Origin of the sequence: Butyrivibrio sp. INlla14 (assembly GCF_900102515.1) — a bacterium.
Taxonomy (GTDB): Bacteria; Bacillota; Clostridia; order Lachnospirales; family Lachnospiraceae; genus Butyrivibrio.
The window spans coordinates 247,748-270,652 of sequence record NZ_FMVS01000002.1 but is presented as its reverse complement, the minus strand read 5'-3'; the positions used below and the strand labels follow the sequence as shown (position 1 = coordinate 270,652).

The window sequence follows — 22,905 nt, the reverse complement described above, 5'->3', positions numbered from 1 at the left end:
GATGAAGGCATTGTTTATTGGCGGCACAGGGACTATCAGCATGGGCATTATCAGAAAGCTATCTGAGGATCCTATGTGGGAGGTTTATCTTTTAAACAGGGGAAATCGAAGGGCAGAAGTGCCGGAAGGAATAAAGCAGATCACTGCAGATATTGGTGACGAGGCTGATGTTGTAAAAAAGCTTGATGGAATGCAGTTTGACGTAGTAAGCGATTTTATAGCTTTTGATGTTAATGCAGTAGAAAGAGATTATAGGCTCTTTAAGGATAAGACAAGGCAGTACATTTTTATAAGCTCTGCATCTGCTTATAATACGCCTGCCTCCAGCTATATCATCACAGAAGGAACGACCCTTGCAAATCCATATTGGGAGTATTCCAGAAATAAGATTGCCTGCGAAGAGTTCCTTATGGAGAAGTATAGAAAAGAGCAGTTCCCTGTAACTATAGTAAGACCAAGTCACACCTACGACGAGAGGAGTGTTCCTCTTGGGGTTCATGGCAATAAGGGCTTTTATCAGGTTATAAGGCGTATGCAGCAGGGCAAAAAGGTCCTTATTCAGGGCGATGGATCATCACTCTGGCACCTTACCTTTAACAGCGACTTTGCAGTTGGCTTTATCGGGCTTATGGGAAACAACCACGCTCTTGGTGAGGCTTTCCAGATCACAGGAGATGAGGTTCTTACCTGGAATCAGATTTATCAGACTATAGCTGATGCCCTTGGAGTTGAGCTAAAGCCCTATTATGTTACTACAGACCTTCTTAGTGATATAGGTGACAAGTATGGCTATGACTTTAGAGGAAGCCTGATGGGAGATAAGTCAGTATCTGTGGTATTTGACAATAGTAAGGTAAAAAAACTATCGCCTGCACTTACAACAACTGTGCCTTTCCATAAAGGAGTAAGGATAGCTCTTGATTATGTCCTTTCTCATCCTGATAAATATGAGGAAGATCCTGAGTTTGACAAGTTCTGCGACAAGGTCATTGCCTCTTTGGACAAGGCAAGAGAAGAACTTCTTGATAACGTATGATTGCCTCATTTTATGAGGCTTTCAGAATAAATAATTGAATACACCTTTTAAAGAGATGGCGCGGACTACATGGTTCGCGCTGTTTCTTTGTATTTCAATTGTGATATGTCACAAAAAGAAAAAATGAATTTGTCTAATATACACAAAAATGACGTAAAAAGATGGAAACTATTTAGAACATGTTGAGTTTTTAGACTTGGGATATTATTATTAAGTTGTACTTTTGTTCAATATAGAGAGGAGTTTTTTGGGTATGGCAAAATATATTATGGCTCTTGATTCAGGCACAACTAGTAACAGATGTATACTCTTTGACCCCAAAGGTGATATGTGTAGTATTGCACAAAAAGAGTTTACACAGTTCTTTCCACAGCCTGGATGGGTAGAGCATGACGCAAGCGAAATCTGGCAGACACAGCTATCTGTAGCGCGTGAAGCCATGAATAAGATAGATGCTAAGTTTGAAGACATTGCGGCAATTGGCATTACTAATCAGAGAGAGACTGTTATTGTCTGGGATAGAAAGACAGGTCAGCCTATTTCCCACGCTATAGTCTGGCAGTGCCGCAGAACATCTGACTTTGCTGAGGAGATGAAGGCAGCTAATCCTGGAATAGTAGAGCTTTTCCAGAAAAAGACAGGTCTTAAGTTTGATCCTTATTTTTCAGGAACCAAGATCAGATGGATCCTTGATAATGTCGAAGGGGCAAGAGAAAGGGCAGAAAAAGGTGAGCTATGCTTTGGAACAGTTGATTCCTGGCTGATTTATAAGCTTACAAAGGGCAAGGTTCATGTAACTGATTACTCTAATGCATCCAGAACTCTTTTGTTCAATATAAATACTCTTAAATGGGACGAGGAACTCTGCGAAATCCTTGATATTCCTATGAGTATGCTTCCAGAAGTCAAGCCTTCCAGCTGTATTTATGGCGAGACTGATCCTGAATTCTTTGGTGGTCCTGTCAAGATCGCAGGAGCTGCAGGAGATCAGCAGGCTGCTTTATTTGGCCAGACCTGCTTTAATGAAGGCGATGCCAAGAATACTTATGGCACTGGTTGCTTCATGCTGATGAATACTGGAGATAAGCCTGTTTTTTCAAGCAATGATCTTTTGACTACAATTGCATGGGGAATTGGAGATAAGGTAACCTATGCAATTGAAGGTTCAGTATATGTTGCAGGAGCTGCTATACAGTGGCTAAGAGACGAGTTAAGGGCAATTGATTCGGCACCGGACTCAGAATATTTTGCAACTCAGGTTGAGGATACAAATGGCTGCTATGTAGTGCCTGCATTTACAGGCCTTGGCGCTCCTTACTGGGATCCATATGCCCGTGGAGCTATTGTTGGACTTACAAGGGGCGTTAACAAATATCACATAATCCGAGCAACGGTGGAGTCTCTGGCCTTCCAAACTGCAGATGTTCTCCATGCTATGGAGCTTGATACAGGCAGGAAACTGACTTCACTTCGAGTTGACGGAGGAGCATCCAAGAACAATTTCCTGATGCAGTTCCAGTCAGACATCATCGATACTGAGGTTGTAAGACCAAGCTGCGTTGAGACTACGGCTATGGGCGCGGCCTACCTTGCGGGACTTGCTGTTGGCTGCTATAAGACCAAGGAAGATGTAATCAAGAACTGGTCAGTAGACAGAAAGTTTAATTCACAGATGACCCCTGAGAAGAGAGAAAAAGAGCTAAAGGGATGGCAACAGGCTGTTGCTTCCACCAGAGGCTGGGCCAAGGAAATCTGAAACTATCGAGAAATATCTTTTGACAGATTAAATATATTTGGGTTACAGAAACAAAAAAAGAGGAGAGTATTATGGTAGACGTTATTGTAATTGGGGCCGGCGTGTCCGGCTGTGCTATTGCAAGAGAGCTTTCAAGGTATGATGCAAGCGTATGCGTCCTTGAAAAATGCGAGGATGTCTGCGAGGGAACAAGTAAGGCCAATTCAGCCATTGTTCATGCAGGCTTTGATGCGGATGAAGGCTCACTTATGGCTAAACTTAATGTAAAGGGCAACGAGATGATGGATGATCTTTCCAGAGATCTTGATATTCCATTTAAAAGAAATGGTTCTATGGTTGTCTGCATTCACAAAGAGGAACTTGATGGACTTAAGACTCTTTATGACAGAGGCGTAAAAAACGGTGTTAAGGGCCTTAAAATCCTGTCTAGAGAAGAGGCTCTTGAGATGGAGCCTAACCTTTCAGAAAACGTGGAAGGAGCGTTATACGCACCAACTGGCGGTATCATCTGCCCATTTGAGCTTACTATAGCTATGGCAGAAAATGCGAGTGTAAATGGCGTAGAGTTTAGATTTAACACGAAAGTTGAAGACATCAAAAAGGGCGAGGATGGTCTTTGGCACATCAGGACTAATAATGGCGAGTATGTTTCTAGATATGTTGTAAATGCTGCAGGTGTCCATGCTGATGAGATTCACAACATGGTTAGTGCAGATAAGATGCACATAATCGAGAGAAGAGGTGACTACTGCCTTCTTGACAAGCAGGTTGGAAATTATGTGTCACACACTATTTTCCCTCAGCCTACTAAGTTTGGTAAGGGAGTATTAGTTACACCAACTGTCCATGGAAACCTTCTTGTTGGACCAACAGCTATCGATATTGAGAACAAAGAGGGAACAGCAACAACAGCAGCTGGTATAAATGAGCTAACAGCCAAGGCTTCTGAAAATGTAAGGAACCTTCCAATGAGAAATGTGATCACATCCTTTGCCGGACTTCGTGCGCATCTTGAAAGGCATGAGTTTGTTATTGAAGAGGTTAAGGATGCCCCTTGCTTTATCGATGTAGCTGGAATCGAGTCACCAGGTCTTTCTGCTTCGCCAGCAATTGGCCAGATGGTGGCTGATATGCTCAAAGAGAAGATGAGTCTTATTCCTAAGGATAACTGGATCGGCACCAGAAAGGGTATCACCAGAACAGAAGGACTCTCGGTAGAAGAGATGAATGAGCTTATCAAAAAGAATCCTGCCTATGGAACTATAGTTTGCAGATGCGAATCAATCACAGAGGGCGAAATTCTTGATGCTATTCACAGACCTCTTGGAGCAAGAAGTCTTGACGGAGTCAAGCGCAGAACAAGAGCCGGAATGGGAAGATGCCAGGCGGGCTTTTGCTCACCCAGGACCATGGAAATTCTTAACAGAGAGCTGGGACTTTCCTATGAAGAAATCACCAAGTCAGGTGGCAGGTCCAATATTGTTATAGAAAGAACTAAAGGGGAGGTATAAGGATCATGAAGACATACGATATTGTAATAGTTGGTGGTGGTCCCGCAGGCCTTGCAGCTGCTGTTGCAGCCAAGGAGGCTGGAAATGACAGTATCCTCATCCTTGAAAGAGATCACGAACTTGGCGGAATCTTAAATCAGTGCATTCACAATGGCTTTGGTCTTCACACCTTTAAGGAGGAGCTTACAGGCCCTGAATATGCTTATAGATTTATAAAGCAGGTTTATGATCTTGGAATTGAATATAAACTAAACACCATGGTAATGGATATTGCAGAAGATAAGACAGTAACTGCTATGAACAGAGAAGATGGAATGTTCCAGATTCCTGCAAAGGCCGTTATCCTTGCTATGGGCTGCAGAGAAAGGCCAAGAGGAGCCCTGAACATTCCTGGTTACAGACCTGCTGGAATTTTTTCAGCTGGTACTGCCCAGAGACTTGTTAATATTGAAGGCTACATGCCTGGAAGAGAAGTAGTTATCCTGGGGTCAGGTGATATTGGACTTATCATGGCCCGCAGAATGACTCTGGAGGGAGCTAAGGTCAAGGTTGTGGCAGAGCTTATGCCTTATTCTGGCGGCCTTAAGAGAAACATTGTTCAGTGCCTTGATGACTATGGAATTCCTCTTAAACTCTCCCACACAGTAGTTGATATTGAGGGAAAAGAGCATGTGACTGCAGTAACTATTGCTGAGGTTGGCCCTGACAGAAAGCCAATTCCAGGTACAGAAGAAAGATATACCTGCGATACACTTCTTTTATCCTGTGGTCTTATTCCTGAAAACGAGCTTTCAAGAGCAGCAGGAGTTAAGATGAGCCCAATAACATCAGGACCTATTGTTAATGAATCACTTGAAACCAACATTCCTGGCGTATTTGCCTGCGGAAATGTTCTTCATGTTCATGACCTGGTTGACTATGTCTCTGAGGAAGCAAAAAGAGCTGGTCAGAATGCAGTCAAGTATATAAATGAAGGCTGCAAGGATGCTGAGGGTACTTCAGTCATTGAAGTTACAGCAACTGATGGAGCCAGATATACTGTGCCAAGTTCAATAAATGTAGACAGGATGGATGATCTTTTAACTGTTAGATTTAGAGTTGGTGATGTCTACAAGAATTCTTTTGTAAGTGTGTACTTTGATGACGAGAGAGTGATGCACAATCAAAAGAGAATTCTTGCTCCTGGCGAGATGGAGCAGATCATCCTTCGTAAGAGCCAGCTTCAGGAAAAGCCTATCAAGAAGATTACTGTGAAGATTGAAAGCGAGTGATGTATGCAGGACGCTTAGCGTGCATAGGCACTTGCGATGAAGATGTTTTTAGATGTACTACAAAAAGGAGTTTGAGATGGAGAAGAGAGAGCTTACGTGTATTGGATGTCCTATGGGATGTATGCTGACAGTTAGCATGGAAAATGGCGAAGTTACTGAGGTTAGCGGTAATACATGCCCTAAGGGCGATATATATGCAAGAAAAGAAGTTGTTAATCCCACCAGGATTGTGACAAGTACTGTAAAGATCACTGGCGGAGATAAAGAGCGCGTATCCTGCAAGACTGCAAGTGATATTCCAAAAAGCAAGATTTTTGAAGTTATGAAGGATATAGATGCTGCCTGCGTTGCAGCACCTGCTCATATTGGAGATGTCCTTATTAAGGATGTAGCAGGAACAGGCGTAGATGTGATTGCTACGAGGAATGTAGAAACTGCTTAATTGATATAATTACTTAGCAGGTGGCCTTATGTATAATCTTTTTCATGCAAGTTACCAGGCTATAGAGAAACCAGATGTACACTATGGCCGGAAGAATGCGGATATGGGGCAGGGGTTTTATACAACTGATGACAGAGCCTTTGCAAACAGATGGGTCAGGGAGAGCCCTGGCAAAGATATTGTAATTAACCACTATGAGCTTGATGATAGAAGTCTCAAGGTCAAGAAATTTGAGAGAAATAAGGAGTGGTTTGACTATATATTTGCAAACAGGCGCCTTAAACCAGATGTCTATGAGGAGTATGATCTTATTATTGGGCCCATAGCCAACGATACAATTTATGAAACCTTTGGAATCATTACAAGCGGATACCTTACTGATCAAGAGGCTATGGAGCTTTTAATGGTTGGACCATGCTCATATCAGATTGTCCTGAAAACTCAAAAAGCGGCGGATAATCTTAAATTTGTATCTTATGAAACCTTAACTAAAGATGCACTCAAAGAAGCGGCAAATCTCCATGAAAAAGAGAATGAGGCTTATCAGACGGAGTTTTCCAAGGTAATGGAAAAGTTTAAATAGGGGTTCTTAAATGTGATATAATATTATCGATATTATATTACATTTTTGGAGCCTTTATGAGAAAAAATAAGAGTTCTGATCCGGATTTTAATGCAGTTAAAAAGAGTGAAATAGCTGGTATTATAGATGTTGATTCTCAGGTTAGAAGAGAGCAGGAGTATTATAGAAATCTATCTGCTGCGAGAAATATAGCGAATCTTGATGTACTCACAGGAATCAAGAACAAAAAAGCTTATTTGGATGTAGAAATAGAGCTTAATTCCAGAATTAAGTATGGAGAGGAACTTAGGTTTGCTATAGCAGTTTTTGATATTAATGATCTAAAGTATGTAAATGATACCAGAGGACACAAGGCTGGAGATGCCTACATAAAGAAAGGCTGCCAGCTTATTTGCAGAGCCTTCAAGCATAGTCCTATATTCAGAGTCGGCGGCGACGAATTTGTGGCTCTTATTCAGGGAGAAGATATTGATAATGCTGATAAGATAATGCAGCAATTTAGAGAAGATAATGGAAAGAGAAATGAGTCTGGTGAAATAGTCATAGCATCAGGCCTTGCCTACTATGAAGGTGAAAAAGAAGTTTCCATAGTCTTTGACAAGGCCGATGCGGATATGTATCTGGATAAACAGAAATTAAAAAATAGTATTTAAGATCAGTAGTTTTCCATTGTTTCTCTGATCTTTATAAACGCTGGCTTGGGCTCGTAGTCTTTGTTAAAGATTCGTGTGTTTGTCTGATCGCCCTCGCGGTAGTGATCAACAAGTCCAAATACAGTTACGTTTGTGATATTAGCAGGTCCGCCGCCTTCAAGGTCCATATCATGGAACATCTGGAATACATCGCCGTAGGCTTTGGCCTGCTTCTCAAACTCAGCATCTGTTTCCTTGTCGACGCCAATTGAAAGCTCAGTTACGTGAATCTGAAGATCAAGCTCGGCAAACTTAGTCATAGCCTTTTTGATCATGTCTATAGAAGGATAGTCGATTCCCCAGTAGCCCTGCATTCCAATACCATCAATAAGGCCTTTTTCCTTGAGGTAACTGCAGAGAGCGTAGATGCCTTCTGTCTTGGGCTCCTGATAGGTGTTGTAGTCATTGTAAAAAAGAAGTACATCCTCATCGGCATATTTTCTTGCATAAGTAAAGGCCATTTCTACATAGTCAGGACCAATCGTATCATACCATGGATTTGGATCCTGTCCGCAGGCGGTGCGGCATTTAAAAAAGCTATCAGGATCAGCACTTTCAGGTTCAACAGCCTCATTTACAACATCCCAGCAATAGATAACTCCAGGATATTCAGTCTGAACATGAGTAAGGAGCTGTTTTATGTAGCTCTCCATTCTGGATAGCATTGTCTCTTTATCTACATATTCCCCGTCATCTGTATAACCTTCTCTAAAGAACCATCCAGGAGCCTGAGTGTGCCATACAAGGGTGTGACCACGCATCTTCATGCCGTTTTCCTGACACCATTTAAGTGTTGGATCAATTGTGTCAAAAGATAAAGCCGGCTCAGCGTTTCCGCTTGCAAGATTAGCCTGAGATCCTGCCTGGTCCAGAATATAGCAGCTCTTCATAAGGTTGGTCATGGTCACGCTTCCAAAGTGCTTTTTGGAAAGCTCCATGTACTGCGGAATATTAAGGCACTGGTTAAAAAGATCACTTCCATTGATGCCTACTCCAAGAACGAAGTAATCCTGACAAAGATCCTTAAGAGCTACATCATCTACAAAAGCTGTTTCGATAGGTTCCTCTACTGATGTGAGTGTTGAACTAGCATCATCAGCACTACTAGCTTGTTCTGCTGATATTTCAAGGCTGGAATTATCCAGAGAAACATCAGTTGCAGCCCCTTTCTCTGCTGCAGGAATGTTCCCCACACATCCCGTGATCATAGCAGCCAAAAGAAGGGCCGACAGTATATTTTTCTTTTTCATTTTTTCATACATTCCTTTCAGCTATAGATATGACCTGATATTAAGGAAAATATCAGGTATTACTTCATAACCATAATATGAAATTATTATTATCTCTACCAACTACTTGTTGCTAGTATTTAGCCTTATTTTGCGGACGAAATAGAAGCGATTAGTACGCTTAATTACAACACTTGATTTTTGGTTACAAAAAGTTAATACTTTATTCTGGCGCTTTAGCTATGCCTATATGCGCAATAACGTATATAATTAAAAATGAAAGTATTAAAGAGGGTTAAAAATGAAAGACAACCGTGTAAAAGAGCCTGCTATTGCAGCCTTTATTCTTCAGACTATTCTGGTGTATGTATCAGTGTATATCATTCAGCACCAGGGCACCTTTGGAAGTGCGTTATTTGGAACAAAAGATATGGAGGCCAGAATTATTCCAGTTTCTTTTTGGCTTGTGACAATTAAACTTGTAATATATGGAATACTGTTTGTGGCAGTCATTACCGGAAATATTAAAAACAAGAGACTTATGGCTACTTTGCTGATTATTTTTGCAGTTGCAATTTCCTGTATTGATATTCCACTTAATCTACTTACTAATAAGTATTTTGCCGGTAAAGGTGCAGAATTTATAGCGGCAAAAGCTGCAGTATCCAATATGATAAGCTTTCCGGTAACTTTTATAACTAATATTGCTAACCCGCTTTTTCTCATAGCTTGTGGGCGACTTGGCTCTGACAGGGATATAAAGGTACAAGGGCTGCTTGCTCTTATTTTTCAAGTAATGGTTATAGGAGTAGCTGGCTTCGTTATTCTAAATCAAAACGACATAGGAACTCGTATGGGAATGCCGCCAGAGATATTAGATGTAAGGATATTTCCGATTCAAATCATTTTCCCAATCATCACTCTGGCAGTTTATATTTCTTTTTACATTTCATGTCAAAAGAATACTGCCACAAACAGAAAAGGTCTGGGAATATGTTATACCCTTATAACTATTTTTATTAGCTATATAGGAAGTGCGTCTGGAACAATTAGCACAATAATAATTGGCAGATTTATGGGGACTAGCGAGCTGGCAGCTTATGCTAATTTAACATATGTCCTTAATGCTTCTACAGCTGCATTTGCAGCTATTGCAACTGCGTTTTTCTTTGTCGCAGTTGGTCGTTTTGGTATTAGTGGTAGGGAATCAGAGCTTTAATGGATAACAGCTATAGAGAACTCAGATACAAGTACATAAATGACGATAATAAGACTATCACCGCAGGAGAGATCATGCGTGATATTATGGAGCTCTCAAGCCGTGAGATGACAAGGTGCAAGCTGTTTTCTGATGGAGTCATGTGCATCAGAAAGGCTGATGATTATCAAGAGAAAGGTGAACCTCTGCGCCTTATTGATGAGCTTTTTCCTGGAGATACGCTTATTGTCAGGATTTACGAGGATAATGATAATGCAGGGGATATTGTTCCTGCCAAGGGAGATCTGGACATCGTTTACGAGGATGAGGATCTTATAATCATCAACAAAGTAGGGGATATGGTAGTCCATCCATCCTATGCTCATTACAAGGACTCTCTTAGCAATTACCTTGCCGGATACTATGAGGAAACGGGACAGAACCACGTGATCCGCACGGTAGGGCGTCTGGACAGAGAAACTTCAGGACTAGTTATTTTTGCCAAGAACCGCCATAGTGCAGCTCTTTTGTCTAAACAAAAGGAAAACATGTCAAGGCGCAAGGAATATCTGGCTCTATGCAGCGGCGTGTTTGAAAATGCTTTCGGAACTATAAATGAGCCTATCAGAAGACGCCCTGATGAGCGTATGATTCGAGAGGTTCATCCTGAGGGTAAGGAAGCCATAACCCACTACCAGGTTGAGAAGCAGTTTAAAGATTATGCCCTTGTAAGGCTCCACCTTGATACAGGAAGAACGCACCAGATAAGGGTTCACATGGCATATCTTGGACACCCGCTACTTGGCGATAACTTCTATGGCAAAGAAATAGATAATAGCCATGGCCTTGAAAGAGCAGCCCTCCATGCAGGATATATAGAGTTTGACCAGCCAATCACTAAAGAGAGAATAAAGATCACAGCCAGTTTACCAGGGGACATGCAACAGCTTTTGTGATAGCACAAGAAGAGGAAGAATATGACATATTTTACTTTTTTCTTTTTGGACAATGAAAAAGATATAGTTATCAATCTCTACAAGGATTTAGACAGGTTATATTACGTTTTAAAAACTCCTAATCATACATCAGGAAATCTAATAAGGAACCTTGCCAAGACCTGCAAACTTCCGCTGTCTCAGGATGAAGACGGGAAGTTTATCATAAAGGGAGAGATTCCATGTTATGTGGGAGCACTAGGGGAAGAGGTATATCTTTTTAAACTTGGAGATGTTGAGATAGCAACTATCTATCCTGATGGCCGAATCCTCCAAAAGGCCCAGGTTCCTGCTATTGCCAAGACTTTAATGAGTCAGACCAAGAATTATAAGCTTGATATGTCCAAGACTCTTTTTACCACCTATATTCCTAAACAGCTCAAATTCAGAGCGGATCTTCATACTCACATGAACGGAAATCTGCCTGCTGACATATTGATCGCACTTGGCATTTATCATCAGATAAGATACCCCTTATACTATGTCAAAAAGCTTGATCTTCAGCTTACTCAAGAGCAATGGATAAAGGTAAATGCTCAGAGAGAGAAGGTTGCAAGGCAGTTTGTAACTTCTCAGCTAAAGGGCAAGTATCTTGATAGAAAAATAAATGATAACACCTTTATAAATTTTGCTGATCTTATTCTCCATAATCTTGATAATGCCGAGATGAATATAGTCAAGATCCGCGGCTCACTAGGAATCATCAGAGATGGACAGGCTGTATTTACTAATCTTGAGAAGGTTTACCTTTATAGATATGTCTTTTGCAAGGGCAAAGAGAGTGAGGAGAAGATCTTTTTATCAAATGTTTCCCAGATACCGGATGCAGATGTAAGAACTGCTCTTTTGCAGATGCTAAAAGATAAAGAAAATCCCGACTATTGCAACAATACTATTTTCCAGGATAAGCTCCTTTGGATTGCAAGGGGCTATAAAAAGCAGGGCGTTGAGTATGCAGAGATAAGCGATACAACCCTTGTTAAAAAGTATGAATCCATAGAAATGCTCCGGCAGGTTCACGAGGTTATGCCCAGGATCTACAGGGAAACCGGGGTCATGATAAGATTCCTTGCTGCTATGCGTAGGATCCCCCTTACCATTATCAAAGACGCGGTAACACCAGCAGATTATCTGGAACAGAACCTTGAAGTCTTAAAGGCAACAGCCCTTGACCCTTATGTTGCTGGCTGCGACTTTGTCGGAGAAGAGATAAATGACATAATAACTCTTAAGCCAGTCTTTAAGGAAATAGCCAAGATCTGTCAAAAGGATCCTACCTTTGTTATCCGTATCCACGCAGGAGAAAATGACAGTCTAAAGGACAATATAGCCCACAGTATACAGTGCGTCAGAGACAGCCTTTCTAAAGGCCAGCAGATGCCAAGGATTCGCCTGGGCCATGGCCTTTACACCTATTCTCTTAAATCCAAGAAGGGAAGAGCAGTTTTAAAAGAGCTAAAAGAAAACAATGTGGTCCTGGAATTCCAGATAACCAGTAATGTACGCCTTAATAACCTCAATTCGCTTGATAAGCATCCTCTCAAGGAGTACTTGAAGCAGGGAATAAAGTGCGTTCAGGGAACAGATGGGGCTGCGCTTTATGGCACTTCTTCAATAGATGAGCAGCTTTCTCTTGAAAAGCTTCTTGGATTGTCACAGGAAGAGCTTTCTCTTATGAAGGAAGCAGAAAGCTATATTATTGAAAAGAGCAGACAAGCATACTCCGACAAGAAGGAAGCCTTCGCAAGACTTGTTAAGAACAAGGATTTTGAGGATGTTCTTCTTGATAAAATGCATGCTGTCAAGATTTCCGGAGGAGCTAAGAGTAAGGCTGGAAAGCTTGATGCTAACACTGAGCTAAAAGATATCGTCCAGGAGATCACCTGGGACAGATTTCCTGTTGTGCTTCTTGGAGGCAGCTTTAATACTGAGAACAGGGCAACGAGAGTAAGAGAAGAGGCCACCAGAGAGCTTGATGAGCTGATGGATTTTTTGAATCCGGAGGAAGTCTGCTTTGTAATCGGCCATAAGCTGTCCGGATATGAGAAATACCTGATTGATCATAACACCAAGGGCTTTAGGATATATTCGGTTGTACCAGCTCTTTTGACAGAAAAAGAGATAGATAAGCTAAGGAAGGCAGGCGTCTTCATCAGGGTTTCTACAGAAGCAGAAGGCATGGGAATCTACAAGAGCTTTAACTACGAGATATTTGAAAGAAGACCATCTGCAGTGGTTGCCTTTGACGGAAACAGTGCAGCAGCCAATCTGATCCAGGAAGCCAAGAATGGCAAGGGACAGTCAGCAATCTGGGTATGGAGCCATTGCAAGAACTTAAGGCAAAAGGCTCAGTCTCTACAGGGCTATGTATACCTTTTTGATGAGGAAAATGGACTTGTCTCACTTATTAAGAAGCTGATAAATGATACGATAGTTGCTTCGAACAATTGACCTGCTTATAGCAGAGTCGTTTATATGATTTTTGATTACTGTGAATGAAAAAGGAAGTATCCTTGATGATGAACATCACTTTAGGGTACTTCCTTTTATTATGGTTCCTTTGCCGTAGCGGGTATCGATTTCTCTTGCCATCTGGTCTAACTTTTTCTGGCGCTCGAATTTTTTATCAAAATCTGGTTCCTTTTTTGTGGCGTCTTTAGCACCTGCAGCTGCAGGATGCGGCGTTGCTGCCAGTACATCAAAGAGATTGAGCTGTCTGTAGGAGCCGTCATCGAGCTTACTTACTCCAACGCCCACAAGGCGGATGACTTCTCCCCTTATAAAAAGACCTTCATCACCAAGGAGGAGCTTATCAGATAGCATTTTTGCGCATTTGTAAATTACTAGGTCATCATCAGTTGAGGAATCAATTTTCATCTGAGCTGAGTGACGTTTAAAATTGCCAGTTTTTACGCTTACTGTTATGGTGCAGCCGTAGACGCCATCTCTTTTAAGCCTTCCTGAAACCTTGCCTGAGAGATACTTTAAAATGGGCTCTATTTCTTTATCGTAGGAATCTGCTGTAAGGTCGGATTTAAGAGTAGTTTCATTAGAATAGCTCTTGGCATCTTCGTATTCATCATGCACCTTAGTACTGCCATAGCCATTTGAACTATTGTAGATATAGCCTGCGGCGTTTTCACCCAGGATGGAGCATAGAAACTCATAGTCGCTATTTGCTGCATCTCCTATTGTCTTTATGCCAAGAGATGTAAGTCTTGAAGCGGTTGAATTACCGCATCCGTAGAGATCGCCGATAGGAAGAGGCCACATCTTTTCTTGTATTTCATGAGGGAAAAGAGTGTGGGTCAAATCCGGCTTTTTGAAATCGCTGGCCATTTTTGCAAGGAGCTTATTGGAAGAGATTCCCACATTGACTGTAAAGCCGAGAGTGTTTCTGATCTCATCTCTTATGAGCCGGGCTACGTTCAGAGGCCAGGGGAAGTCTTCAGATTCAGAATCTTTAAATAGTTCTTTTTCCCCAGACATATCAAGATAAGCTTCATCAATTGAAACCTGCTGAAGTTTAGGGGAGTATCTCTTTATTATCTCTATAAATGCGTGGGAATACATTCTGTAGGTTGTAAAATCACCCTGTACCAGAATGAGATTAGGACATTTCTGGAGAGCCTTTACAACAGGCTCTCCAGTTACTATTCCATATTTTTTGGCTGGTATTGATTTGGCAGTAATGATACCGTGGCGGCTCTTTACATCGCCTCCTACGGCGGAAGGAACAGTGCGCAGGTCTATACTGCCAGGCTCATCCCTTAGTTTTTTAACTGCGGACCAGGATAGAAACGCAGAATTAACGTCGATGTGAAATATGATCGTTTTGTAATTGTCGTAATTAGTTATTCCATGGTTCATAGTCTTTTTCGTGTTTGTTGTGGAAGAGAAGGAACATTACTATACATCCGGCAATCTGGACAGATACCGCAAGTATCGTGCCTTCAAGACCAAAGTCTACGTTGTAGGCAAAAGAGCTGGTTGCTGAAGCAGCATCAAGCTTGAAAATTGAAAAAGGTGAAACAATTCCGCTGTTAGGTAGTCCCAGGATTATGTTCTGAGTGTAATTCCAGGCTGCGTGAGCTGCCATAGCGCACCAGATACTGTCGGTGTAGTAAACCATAAGTGAAAAGAAAATACCAGTAACTACAATATCAAGAATGGCAAGGAAACCTACTCCCGGATTTCCAAGATGAAGAGCACCAAAAAATACTGCATTAAGGATAATGGCAACCCAAGGGTTCTTGTAGCCTTTTCTAAGCTTCTGGTATATAAAGCCTCGGCACAGGAGTTCCTCTGCGGAGGACTGCACAAATACTGCTATAAATAAAACCAAAAGCTCAAAGACAGGTAGTGAATCAAAAGTAATACTGATGTCCTTGTGAAGCATAGCTCCAATTGCGCAGATCATATTGGTTCCAAAACCAATCAAAAGGCCTATTACCAGAAAAAGAATGTTGTTACCCTTTGGAGCTGTACCTATTGCCTTTAGGATAGGGCGGTTCTTGGGAACAATTGCCATGTAGAGGCACAGTACAATCCAAATTCCTATGAAGTTAAAGTACATTACAGTAATATTGAAAAATCCTGTAGGGTCATCAGCTAAATTTGCAGCAAATAATCCGTAGGTTAAAAGCTCTCCAACAAGCTCACCGCATATAAGTAGTACGATTGAAATCAGACCAACTAACAGAAACTGATCTGTCCAGTGGAACTTGTCTGTGTGGAACCTGCTAAAAAAGCTCTTTTTAGGTGGCTGTGGTGGCGCCATATTGTACATTTGGCCATAAGGCTGCTGACAATAGGGCATCTGCTGACTATACTGAGGCTGCTGAAATTGCTGGTTCTGCTGATAGTATTGGCCGGGTTGCCCCTGTTGATAATACTGACCGGGCTGTCCCTGAACTGGCTGGCCCTGTTGATTCATATTCTCGTTCATGTTATCTCCCTTTTAATCTAAATTTCATACATGTTTAGTATACATCATGAGCAATGAAGTGATAATATTAATTTATGACATAGTCATGGAGCAATTTGTATATTATATATGTATAGTTGCCCAAAATGACACATGAGGGGGATATTATGAGAAATAAGGTATTTAAAGCCTTGCGCATAATAGCAATACTGATCTGTATAGGAGTTATTGCCTATGAGGGCTACAAAATCTACGATGACCAGAAAGAGTATGCTGTGGCTGACAATGAGTATGAAGCAATTGAATCTTCAGCTATTACATGGCCATCTCAGGAGGAATCCTCAGTTGTTGAGTATCCTCTTATCAGAGTTGATTTTGACAAACTAGAAGAAATCAATCCTGATGTGGTGGCATGGCTCTATTTTCCTAGTCTGGATATCAGTTATCCTGTGGTAAAAGAAAATGAGGTAGACCAGTACCTTCATCTTACCTTTGATGGGCAGGTTAATAAGGCGGGATGCCTTTTTGAGGACGTTTTAAGTGATCCTGAATTCAGGGGGATGCACGATATAATCTTTGGCCACAATATGCGAAACGGCTCTATGTTTGGAAGCCTTAAGAAGCTCTATGCAAATGGCAATGAAGATCTTCTTGAAAAGAATCCTTATGTCTATATCTATACCAAGGATTATATTTTTCAGTACAGAGTCTTTGGCTATTACATTACGCGAGTTGGAAGTGATGCTTATAAAGTAGTTGAGACTACAGAATCTTATAATGAACTTTTGGATTTTATCCAGTATTCATCTGCTTATCCAAGACCCGCTGATGCTGATTTTAGCCAATATCCAAGTTTACTTACTCTTTCTACTTGCAGTGGTCAGTCTGGAAGCGGAAAAAGATTTGTTGTACATACCTATAAAACAGGCGCCTGGGAGTGGTGAATAATAATTTCATTTTAGGCTGATATCAACTGAAATATATACTCAAAACAGTCAAAATATTATCTTTCTTTTATTGAATTGGGATACTCATTCATGTAGGATTAAGTTAAGAAAAAACGTGAGTGGAGCATTCTGTCCACTATTTAAAAGTGTGTAGGAGAAATGATTATGAGAAAGTTAAAAAGAGTGTTTGCAGTAAGTATTGCAGCGGTTATGGCATTCACCTTTATAGCTTGTGGTTCTGTTGATACACAGAGCATTGATGATCAGGCTGCCGTAAGAGGACTTGATGAAGGTGTTGGAGAAATCTATATCGATGATGAAGCCATTGCCCTTGCAGGTGGTGCAGCTTCAAGTCAGGCAGCAACAGATGCATGTCAGGCTGTGTTTAACCTTATGAATCAGGAAAGAGTAGCAAGAGGACTTTCAGAGCTTGTCTGGAGCACTGCTCTTACAAATGCAGCTCAGGTTCGTGCAAGTGAGATTACAACTAAGTTCTCTCACACAAGACCAAATAATTCAGATTTCTGGACTGTTGATAGTACTGTTCAGTATGGTGAGAATCTTGCCAAGCTCTATCAGTCAGCTGATAGCGTATATGTTGCTTGGATGAATTCACCAACCCACGCAGCAAACATTATGGATGCTGGTTACAAGACAGTTGGTATCGCCATTTGCCAGACATCTGATGGATCATGGTACTGGGCACAGGAGTTCGGATATTAAGAAAGCCAAAAATAAGGCACATCGCTATGCGATGTGCCTTTTATTTTTGCTTTTTCTTAATATCCGAACTCCTGTTATTCAGTGAACAACTGCATCCCCATTACTGTATTTTTCATCGCAGTATTTGCAGCGATAGATTTCTTTTTTCTCATCGGCAAGATAGAAGATCTGAGGAAGCTCCTGCTCGATAGAAGAGATGCAACGAGGGTTGTGACACTTGATCACTCCTGTGATCTCTTTTGGAAGTACAAGAGACCTTTTTTCAATGATCTCGCCATCTTTTATTACATTGACTGTGATATTGTGATCGATAAATGCAAGGACATCAAGGTCAAGAGAGTTAATATCACATTCAATTTTTAGGATATCTTTTTTGCCCATGGCCTTACTCTTGGCATTTTTTATTATGGCTACGGTGGAGTCAAGCTTATCTAACCCAAGATGTCTGTATATCTGCATGCTCTTTCCGGCCTGGATATGATCAAGAACGAAGCCTTCTTCGATTTTTCCTATGTTTAACATGTGTTTTTCCTTTCAAATATCTTTATGAATAAATGATTATTAGCTGATATTATAATCTCAGATATCAGAACTGCCTGAGTAGTCCCTCATTCATATGTGCATCTGTCATATTAAGGAGTGTCAGTATCAGAGCCATTCTTACGTATAAACCGTACTGAACCTGCTTGAAGTAGGCTGCTCTTGGGTCATTATCAATCTCGACAGAAATTTCATTAACTCTTGGAAGTGGGTGGAGGATGAACATTTTCTCTTTTGCCAGCTCCATCTTGGCTTTATCAAGAATATAGAAATTCTTCAATCTGATATAGTCTTCCTCGTTGAAGAAACGTTCCTTCTGTACTCTTGTCATGTACAAAAAGTCAAGCCTGGGCATAACGTCTTCAAGCTTTATAACTTCTTCATAGGTAATTCCCTTAGAATCAAGCATCTCTGTTATATAATCAGGAACCTTAAGCTCCTTAGGGGAAATGAAAATAAAATGAATACCAGTGTATCTGGTAAGAGCATTAATAAGAGAGTGGACGGTTCGTCCGAATTTAAGATCGCCGCAAAGGCCGATAGTAAAGTCACCAAGTTTACCATATAGGGATCTGATGGTCAAAAGATCTGTAAGAGTCTGGGTGGGATGCTGATGTCCGCCATCGCCAGCATTGATAACAGGAATAAGAGAATTAGCAGCTGCAACCATTGGAGCACCTTCCTTGGGGTGACGCATGGCACATATATCTGCGAAACAGGAAATAACACGTATTGTATCGGCTACGCTTTCGCCTTTTGCTGCTGAAGACGATCCGGCATCTGCAAAACCAAGTGTCTTACCACCTAGGCGAAGCATTGCAGTTTCAAAGGAAAGTCTTGTTCTGGTGCTGGGTTCATAAAAACATGTGGCTAAAATCTTGCCATCACATTTGTGGGAATATTTCCCCATGTTTTTTTCGATGTCATTAGCCACATCGAATAGGGCCTCAAGCTCCTCTACCGAGAAGTCGAGAGGGTTCATCATGTGTCGCAAATTGTTCATACCTTCTCCTCATTAAATATTTTTTATGATATACGAATTGCTCCAAGACTAACGTCATTTTCGCAATTCTACATGTTTAATCAAATGTCAGAACTGAAATTTGATTGCTACCATCCAATGGCATATGATACATCACATCGTCGTTTCCGTAAACCTTAAAATACAAGAAGTGTGAAGTAACATTAAGGCAATTGGTAACTCCCTCAAAAAGAATTGTCTTATTTTCCCCATCAAGTGTGCAGCGTCTGAGCTGAGAATCAAGCCCATTTGAATATGTGTAGTAAATATAGTTGTTATCCATGGTGTAGTTATCAAGACGCTCATTTATAACAACTTCTGTAGTTCCATCATACATGTTGGCGCGCCAAAGGCTGTAGCCTGCATCTCCGTTCATATAGTAGATGTAATTTCCCATAACTACAGGGAAAAAGAGATGCCCGTACAAAACGTCCCTGGTGGTATCTCCAGCCTGGGTATTCATGGCGTGAATGTAATGATCCTGGGAAACTCCAGTGTAATAGATGGTACCTCTATCGTAGCAAACAGGCGAGATCATTTCGGGAACTACCTGCTGTTTTTCTTTTTTATCAACCCTTATTTTGTTAAGGGCACCGCCATCAAGCTTAGTCTGGTAATAAAGGTACTCGCCGCATAGCTGCACTTCGCCGCAGAAATCTCTAAGAAGGCACTCCTGATCACTTCCGTCAACTTTACATCTATAGATACCATATTGGTTGGAAACAGAACCAAGACCTGATACCTTATCGGACTTTTTAGTTGAATCCATGTAAAAATATAGAAATCCGTGAGCGCCACTTATATACTGGGCGCGCATGCTTGTAAGTCTCTTTGGATGTGACTCATCGGAATTCATGGAATAAAGACAATCGTGATCGTAGGGGTTAGAAAAGTAGACTTTTCCATCCATTTCAAAGAAAAGCCCCTTGTTGTGAAGGTTTCCAGCAAGATTACCTACATCTGCAGGATCTCGTGGGATTTGCTTGCTGAAAATATAAAGCACAAATAAACCAATAGCAATTATTGCGGTTAAAGCAAACCCAAACATTGCCTTTCTGCTCATAATATGCCTCCATAAAAAACGAAACTACAAAATATAGTGGTCTCAAAATTATTATATTGCTTGCACTTATTGCTATCAAGCGGTTTTTATCATAAACTTAACTTAGAGTCTTTACATATATATCGACATAAAGAGGCTAATAATATACAGGGGCAGCGAAAATGGATTTAAGCGAACTTAGAGTAGAGATAGATAAAGTAGACAAGCAGATAGTGGAGCTATTTGAAAAGAGGATGGATATAGCTTCACAGGTTGCAGACTATAAGATTTCAACAGGTAAAAAGGTTTTTGATAAAGAGAGAGAAGACCAGAAACTTAGGGCGGTAAAAGAACTGGCTAGTTCTGAATTCAATAAGACGGGCGTGGAGGAGCTTTTTTCCCACCTCATGTCAATGAGCCGTAAACTACAGTATCAGAAGCTTGCAAGTGCCGGAGCTGCAGGAAATCTCCCTTTTATCCAGATTGATTCAATAGATAAGGCAAGTTCAAGAGTGTGCTATCAGGGTGCTGAGGGCTCATACTCAGAAGCTGCCATGAAGAAATATTTTGGAGAAGAGGTAAACAGCTTCCATGTAGACACTTTCAGGGATGCCATGGCTGTACTTGAGGATGGAAGCGCAGATTATGCTGTTCTTCCAATCGAAAACTCAACTGCTGGCATAGTTAGTGAAATATATGATCTTCTGACAGAGTATGAACATTACATTATCGGTGAGGAGATTATTCCTATCAGGCACTGCCTTTTGGGCGTTCCAGGAACTAAGCTCTCTGACATAAAAAGAGTTTATTCTCACCCGCAGTCCCTTATGCAGAGCGCCAGATTTTTGTCTGAGCACAGTCATTTTGAGCAGATCAGTATGAAGAACAATGCTTTCGCAGCCAGGAAGGTTGCCCAGGATAAAGATAAATCACAGGCTGCAATTGCCAGTGCTCTTGCAGCAAAGGTCTATGGACTTGAAATACTGGAAGAGGGAATAAATCAGGCGGATTCTAATTCTACCCGCTTTATTATTGTTACTAATCGCAAGGTATTTCTTAAGGATGCTCATAAGGTCAGCATCTGCATGGAAATTCCACACGAGGCTGGTAGTCTTTACCACATGATGTCTCATTTTATATACAATAACCTTAATATGACTAAGATTGAATCCCGTCCAATCGAGGATAAGGACTGGGAATACCGCTTCTTTATAGATTTCGAGGGCAACCTTGCTGACAGTGCAGTCAAGAATGCACTCCGTGGCCTTCGCGAGGAAGCCAAAATGCTCAAAATCCTCGGAAACTATTAAACAAACGACTATAATATCGGCACGAAATACATCAATTAATTAACGTTATAAGTGAGGTGGTGGGATTCATTTTCAAGATCAGTTTATACCACCGGGGAATATTTATTCATTGAGGGGCAAATATGACAGGAGAGGTTTTTGCTGCAATTGACGTGGGATCCTATGAAATGGCGCTAAAAGTTTTTGAGCTTTCCCATAAAAATGGCGTCAGAGAGCTTGACTATGTAAGGCACCGAATGGACCTTGGTAGTGAGACCTATGCTACCGGCAGGATCTCACACAGACATGTAGAAGAGATGATAAGGATTCTTCTGGATTTCAGACAGATCATGAAGAGCTATGGCGTGACACATTATCAGGCCTATGGTACTAGTGCTGTCAGAGAGACCAGAGATATTGAGGTAGTGCGCGACCTTATTCAGCAGAGAACAGGTATCAGAATCGATATTTTAAGCAACTCCGAGCAGAGGTTCCTTGACTATAAATCTATTGCCCTTAAACACGGCTTCTTTAAAGAAATCATTGCAAAGCCAACAGCCATTGTAGATATTGGTGGTGGCAGCATTCAGATATCTCTTTTCGAAAAGGATACCCTTGTGGCAACTCAGAACCTAAAGACTGGTGTGCTCAGGATCCATACCACCATGGAGCTTGTTCATGCTCCGAGGCTTAAGTATATGGAGCTGGTCTCAGAGTTGGTAAATTCCCAGCTATCTGTTTTTTCCAAGCTATACCTGAAGGACAACTCAATAGACAACATAATAGTTATAGATGACTATGTTTCTCCTCTTGTGCAGAGATTTAGCAAGGAGGGAAAGAGCGATGGCTATATAACAACTCAGGAATATTTAGGTTTCCTATCTCAGGCCAATCAGGTAAGTGACATTGTAGTAGCTAAAAAGCTGAATATTCCAGAGGATAATGTCCCTCTATTGTATGTATCCGGAGTTCTTATAAAGTGTATCCTTGATGCCACAAATGCTTCTAATATCTGGGCTCCAGGTATCACACTCTGCGATGGCATTGCTTACGAATACGCAGAGCGTAAGAATTTTATCAAGTCGCCACATGACTTTGAACAGGACATTGTGGCTTGTGCCCAGAACATTTCCAAGAGATTCATGGGCAGTAAGTCCAGAAGAGAAACCCTTCAAAAGATTGCCCTTACAATCTTTGATAATACTAAAGAGCTTCATGGACTTGGAAAAAGAGACAGACTTCTTTTACAGATTGCAACTATCCTTCATGATTGTGGCAAGTATATAAGCGTAGTATACCTGGGGGATTGTTCTTATAACATCATAATGTCTACGGAGATCATAGGGCTTTCCCATTTGGAAAGACTGATGGTTGCTAATATTGTCAGGTATAATCACGAAGAGTTTGAGTATTTTGGCTCACCTAGTCGTTATATGGAAGGGATCTCAAGAGAAGATTATCTGAGAGTTGCCAAACTAACTGCGATACTTAGAGCCGCCAACGGCCTTGACAGAACTCACAAACAGAAATTTAGAGATGTCAAGGTAAAACTTGAGGATGATGAGCTTGTTATTACTGTTGATACCAAGGCAGATATTACTCTTGAAAAGGGACTTTTTAACAACAGAGCAGCCTTTTTCGAGGAAGTATTTGGTATAAGACCAGTAATCAGGCAAAAGAAAATGCTATAAGAAATCGAGGGG

General features: G+C 41.1%; 20 protein-coding genes. 14 read left to right on the top strand and 6 right to left on the bottom strand.

Features of this window, described 5'->3' with window-relative positions; translation table 11 throughout:
• Position 1 precedes the first annotated feature (1 nt).
• The 7 genes from BLO53_RS01235 to BLO53_RS01205 all read left to right on the top strand — a co-directional run bounded on the left by BLO53_RS01235 (position 2) and on the right by BLO53_RS01205 (position 7,252).
• Positions 2–1,036: an NAD-dependent epimerase/dehydratase family protein gene (locus BLO53_RS01235; protein WP_092058463.1), complete on the top strand. Its 1,035-nt coding sequence runs from the start codon at positions 2–4 to the stop codon at positions 1,034–1,036.
• A 253-nt stretch (positions 1,037–1,289) separates the two neighbouring features.
• Entirely contained in the window at positions 1,290–2,792 is a 1,503-nt protein-coding gene (gene glpK / locus BLO53_RS01230; RefSeq protein ID WP_092058461.1) for a glycerol kinase GlpK, read from the top strand.
• Positions 2,793–2,863: 71 nt separating this feature from the next.
• Complete coding sequence (locus BLO53_RS01225; protein WP_092058459.1) at positions 2,864–4,303, top strand: NAD(P)/FAD-dependent oxidoreductase; 1,440 nt, start codon at positions 2,864–2,866, stop codon at positions 4,301–4,303.
• Positions 4,304–4,308: 5 nt separating this feature from the next.
• Positions 4,309–5,574, top strand: a complete 1,266-nt coding sequence (locus tag BLO53_RS01220) for an NAD(P)/FAD-dependent oxidoreductase (protein WP_026488029.1) — start codon at positions 4,309–4,311, stop codon at positions 5,572–5,574.
• A 76-nt stretch (positions 5,575–5,650) separates the two neighbouring features.
• Positions 5,651–6,016: a DUF1667 domain-containing protein gene (locus BLO53_RS01215; RefSeq protein ID WP_092058522.1), complete on the top strand. Its 366-nt coding sequence runs from the start codon at positions 5,651–5,653 to the stop codon at positions 6,014–6,016.
• A 28-nt stretch (positions 6,017–6,044) separates the two neighbouring features.
• On the top strand, positions 6,045–6,599 hold the full coding sequence (locus tag BLO53_RS01210; RefSeq protein ID WP_092058457.1) for a DUF3990 domain-containing protein: 555 nt from the start codon (positions 6,045–6,047) through the stop codon (positions 6,597–6,599).
• Positions 6,600–6,655: 56 nt separating this feature from the next.
• The gene (locus BLO53_RS01205) at positions 6,656–7,252 is read left to right on the top strand and encodes a GGDEF domain-containing protein (protein WP_092058455.1); all 597 of its coding nucleotides are present in this window, start codon (positions 6,656–6,658) and stop codon (positions 7,250–7,252) included.
• Positions 7,253–7,254: 2 nt separating this feature from the next.
• Here BLO53_RS01205 and BLO53_RS01200 read toward each other — a convergent pair whose 3' ends face one another.
• A complete protein-coding gene (locus BLO53_RS01200; protein WP_176757105.1) occupies positions 7,255–8,541 on the bottom strand; it encodes an endo-1,4-beta-xylanase in 1,287 nt (428 codons plus the stop codon).
• A 280-nt stretch (positions 8,542–8,821) separates the two neighbouring features.
• Between BLO53_RS01200 and BLO53_RS01195 the strand changes: the two genes are divergently transcribed.
• Genes BLO53_RS01195 through BLO53_RS01185 form a run of 3 tightly spaced genes read left to right on the top strand, consistent with a single transcriptional unit; the run spans position 8,822 to position 13,164 of the window.
• Complete coding sequence (locus tag BLO53_RS01195; RefSeq protein ID WP_092058451.1) at positions 8,822–9,739, top strand: hypothetical protein; 918 nt, start codon at positions 8,822–8,824, stop codon at positions 9,737–9,739.
• Positions 9,739–10,674, top strand: a complete 936-nt coding sequence (locus BLO53_RS01190; protein ID WP_092058449.1) for an RluA family pseudouridine synthase — start codon at positions 9,739–9,741, stop codon at positions 10,672–10,674. The genes BLO53_RS01195 and BLO53_RS01190 overlap by 1 nt, the downstream gene beginning before the upstream one ends.
• 21 nt (positions 10,675–10,695) lie before the next feature.
• Complete coding sequence (locus BLO53_RS01185; protein WP_092058447.1) at positions 10,696–13,164, top strand: adenosine deaminase; 2,469 nt, start codon at positions 10,696–10,698, stop codon at positions 13,162–13,164.
• A gap of 75 nt (positions 13,165–13,239) precedes the next feature.
• Here BLO53_RS01185 and BLO53_RS01180 read toward each other — a convergent pair whose 3' ends face one another.
• Both BLO53_RS01180 and BLO53_RS01175 read right to left on the bottom strand, forming a co-directional pair.
• Positions 13,240–14,583 (bottom strand): DNA polymerase Y family protein, encoded by a 1,344-nt coding sequence (locus BLO53_RS01180; protein WP_092058445.1) that lies wholly within the window; start codon positions 14,581–14,583, stop codon positions 13,240–13,242.
• Entirely contained in the window at positions 14,564–15,661 is a 1,098-nt protein-coding gene (locus tag BLO53_RS01175) for a CPBP family intramembrane glutamic endopeptidase (protein WP_242875264.1), read from the bottom strand. The genes BLO53_RS01180 and BLO53_RS01175 overlap by 20 nt, the downstream gene beginning before the upstream one ends.
• Before the next feature lie 146 nt (positions 15,662–15,807).
• On the opposite strand from BLO53_RS01175, the gene BLO53_RS01170 reads away from it, so the two are divergent.
• On the top strand, positions 15,808–16,584 hold the full coding sequence (locus BLO53_RS01170; RefSeq protein WP_176757104.1) for a class B sortase: 777 nt from the start codon (positions 15,808–15,810) through the stop codon (positions 16,582–16,584).
• Between the two features lie 168 nt (positions 16,585–16,752).
• Positions 16,753–17,310, top strand: a complete 558-nt coding sequence (locus tag BLO53_RS01165) for a CAP domain-containing protein (protein ID WP_176757103.1) — start codon at positions 16,753–16,755, stop codon at positions 17,308–17,310.
• A gap of 78 nt (positions 17,311–17,388) precedes the next feature.
• Here the strand turns inward: BLO53_RS01165 and BLO53_RS01160 are convergent, their stop codons facing one another.
• From BLO53_RS01160 to BLO53_RS01150, 3 genes are all read right to left on the bottom strand, one after another.
• Positions 17,389–17,832, bottom strand: a complete 444-nt coding sequence (locus tag BLO53_RS01160) for an aspartate carbamoyltransferase regulatory subunit (RefSeq protein WP_092058439.1) — start codon at positions 17,830–17,832, stop codon at positions 17,389–17,391.
• Between the two features lie 64 nt (positions 17,833–17,896).
• Positions 17,897–18,844 (bottom strand): aspartate carbamoyltransferase, encoded by a 948-nt coding sequence (pyrB, locus tag BLO53_RS01155; protein ID WP_092058518.1) that lies wholly within the window; start codon positions 18,842–18,844, stop codon positions 17,897–17,899.
• An 85-nt stretch (positions 18,845–18,929) separates the two neighbouring features.
• Complete coding sequence (locus BLO53_RS01150) at positions 18,930–19,934, bottom strand: DUF5050 domain-containing protein (RefSeq protein WP_092058437.1); 1,005 nt, start codon at positions 19,932–19,934, stop codon at positions 18,930–18,932.
• A 161-nt stretch (positions 19,935–20,095) separates the two neighbouring features.
• On the opposite strand from BLO53_RS01150, the gene pheA reads away from it, so the two are divergent.
• Together pheA and BLO53_RS01140 are read left to right on the top strand one after the other, a co-directional pair.
• On the top strand, positions 20,096–21,223 hold the full coding sequence (gene pheA, locus BLO53_RS01145; protein ID WP_092058435.1) for a prephenate dehydratase: 1,128 nt from the start codon (positions 20,096–20,098) through the stop codon (positions 21,221–21,223).
• 122 nt (positions 21,224–21,345) lie between these two features.
• Entirely contained in the window at positions 21,346–22,893 is a 1,548-nt protein-coding gene (locus BLO53_RS01140; protein ID WP_092058433.1) for a Ppx/GppA phosphatase family protein, read from the top strand.
• The last annotated feature ends 12 nt before the right edge of the window (positions 22,894–22,905 follow it).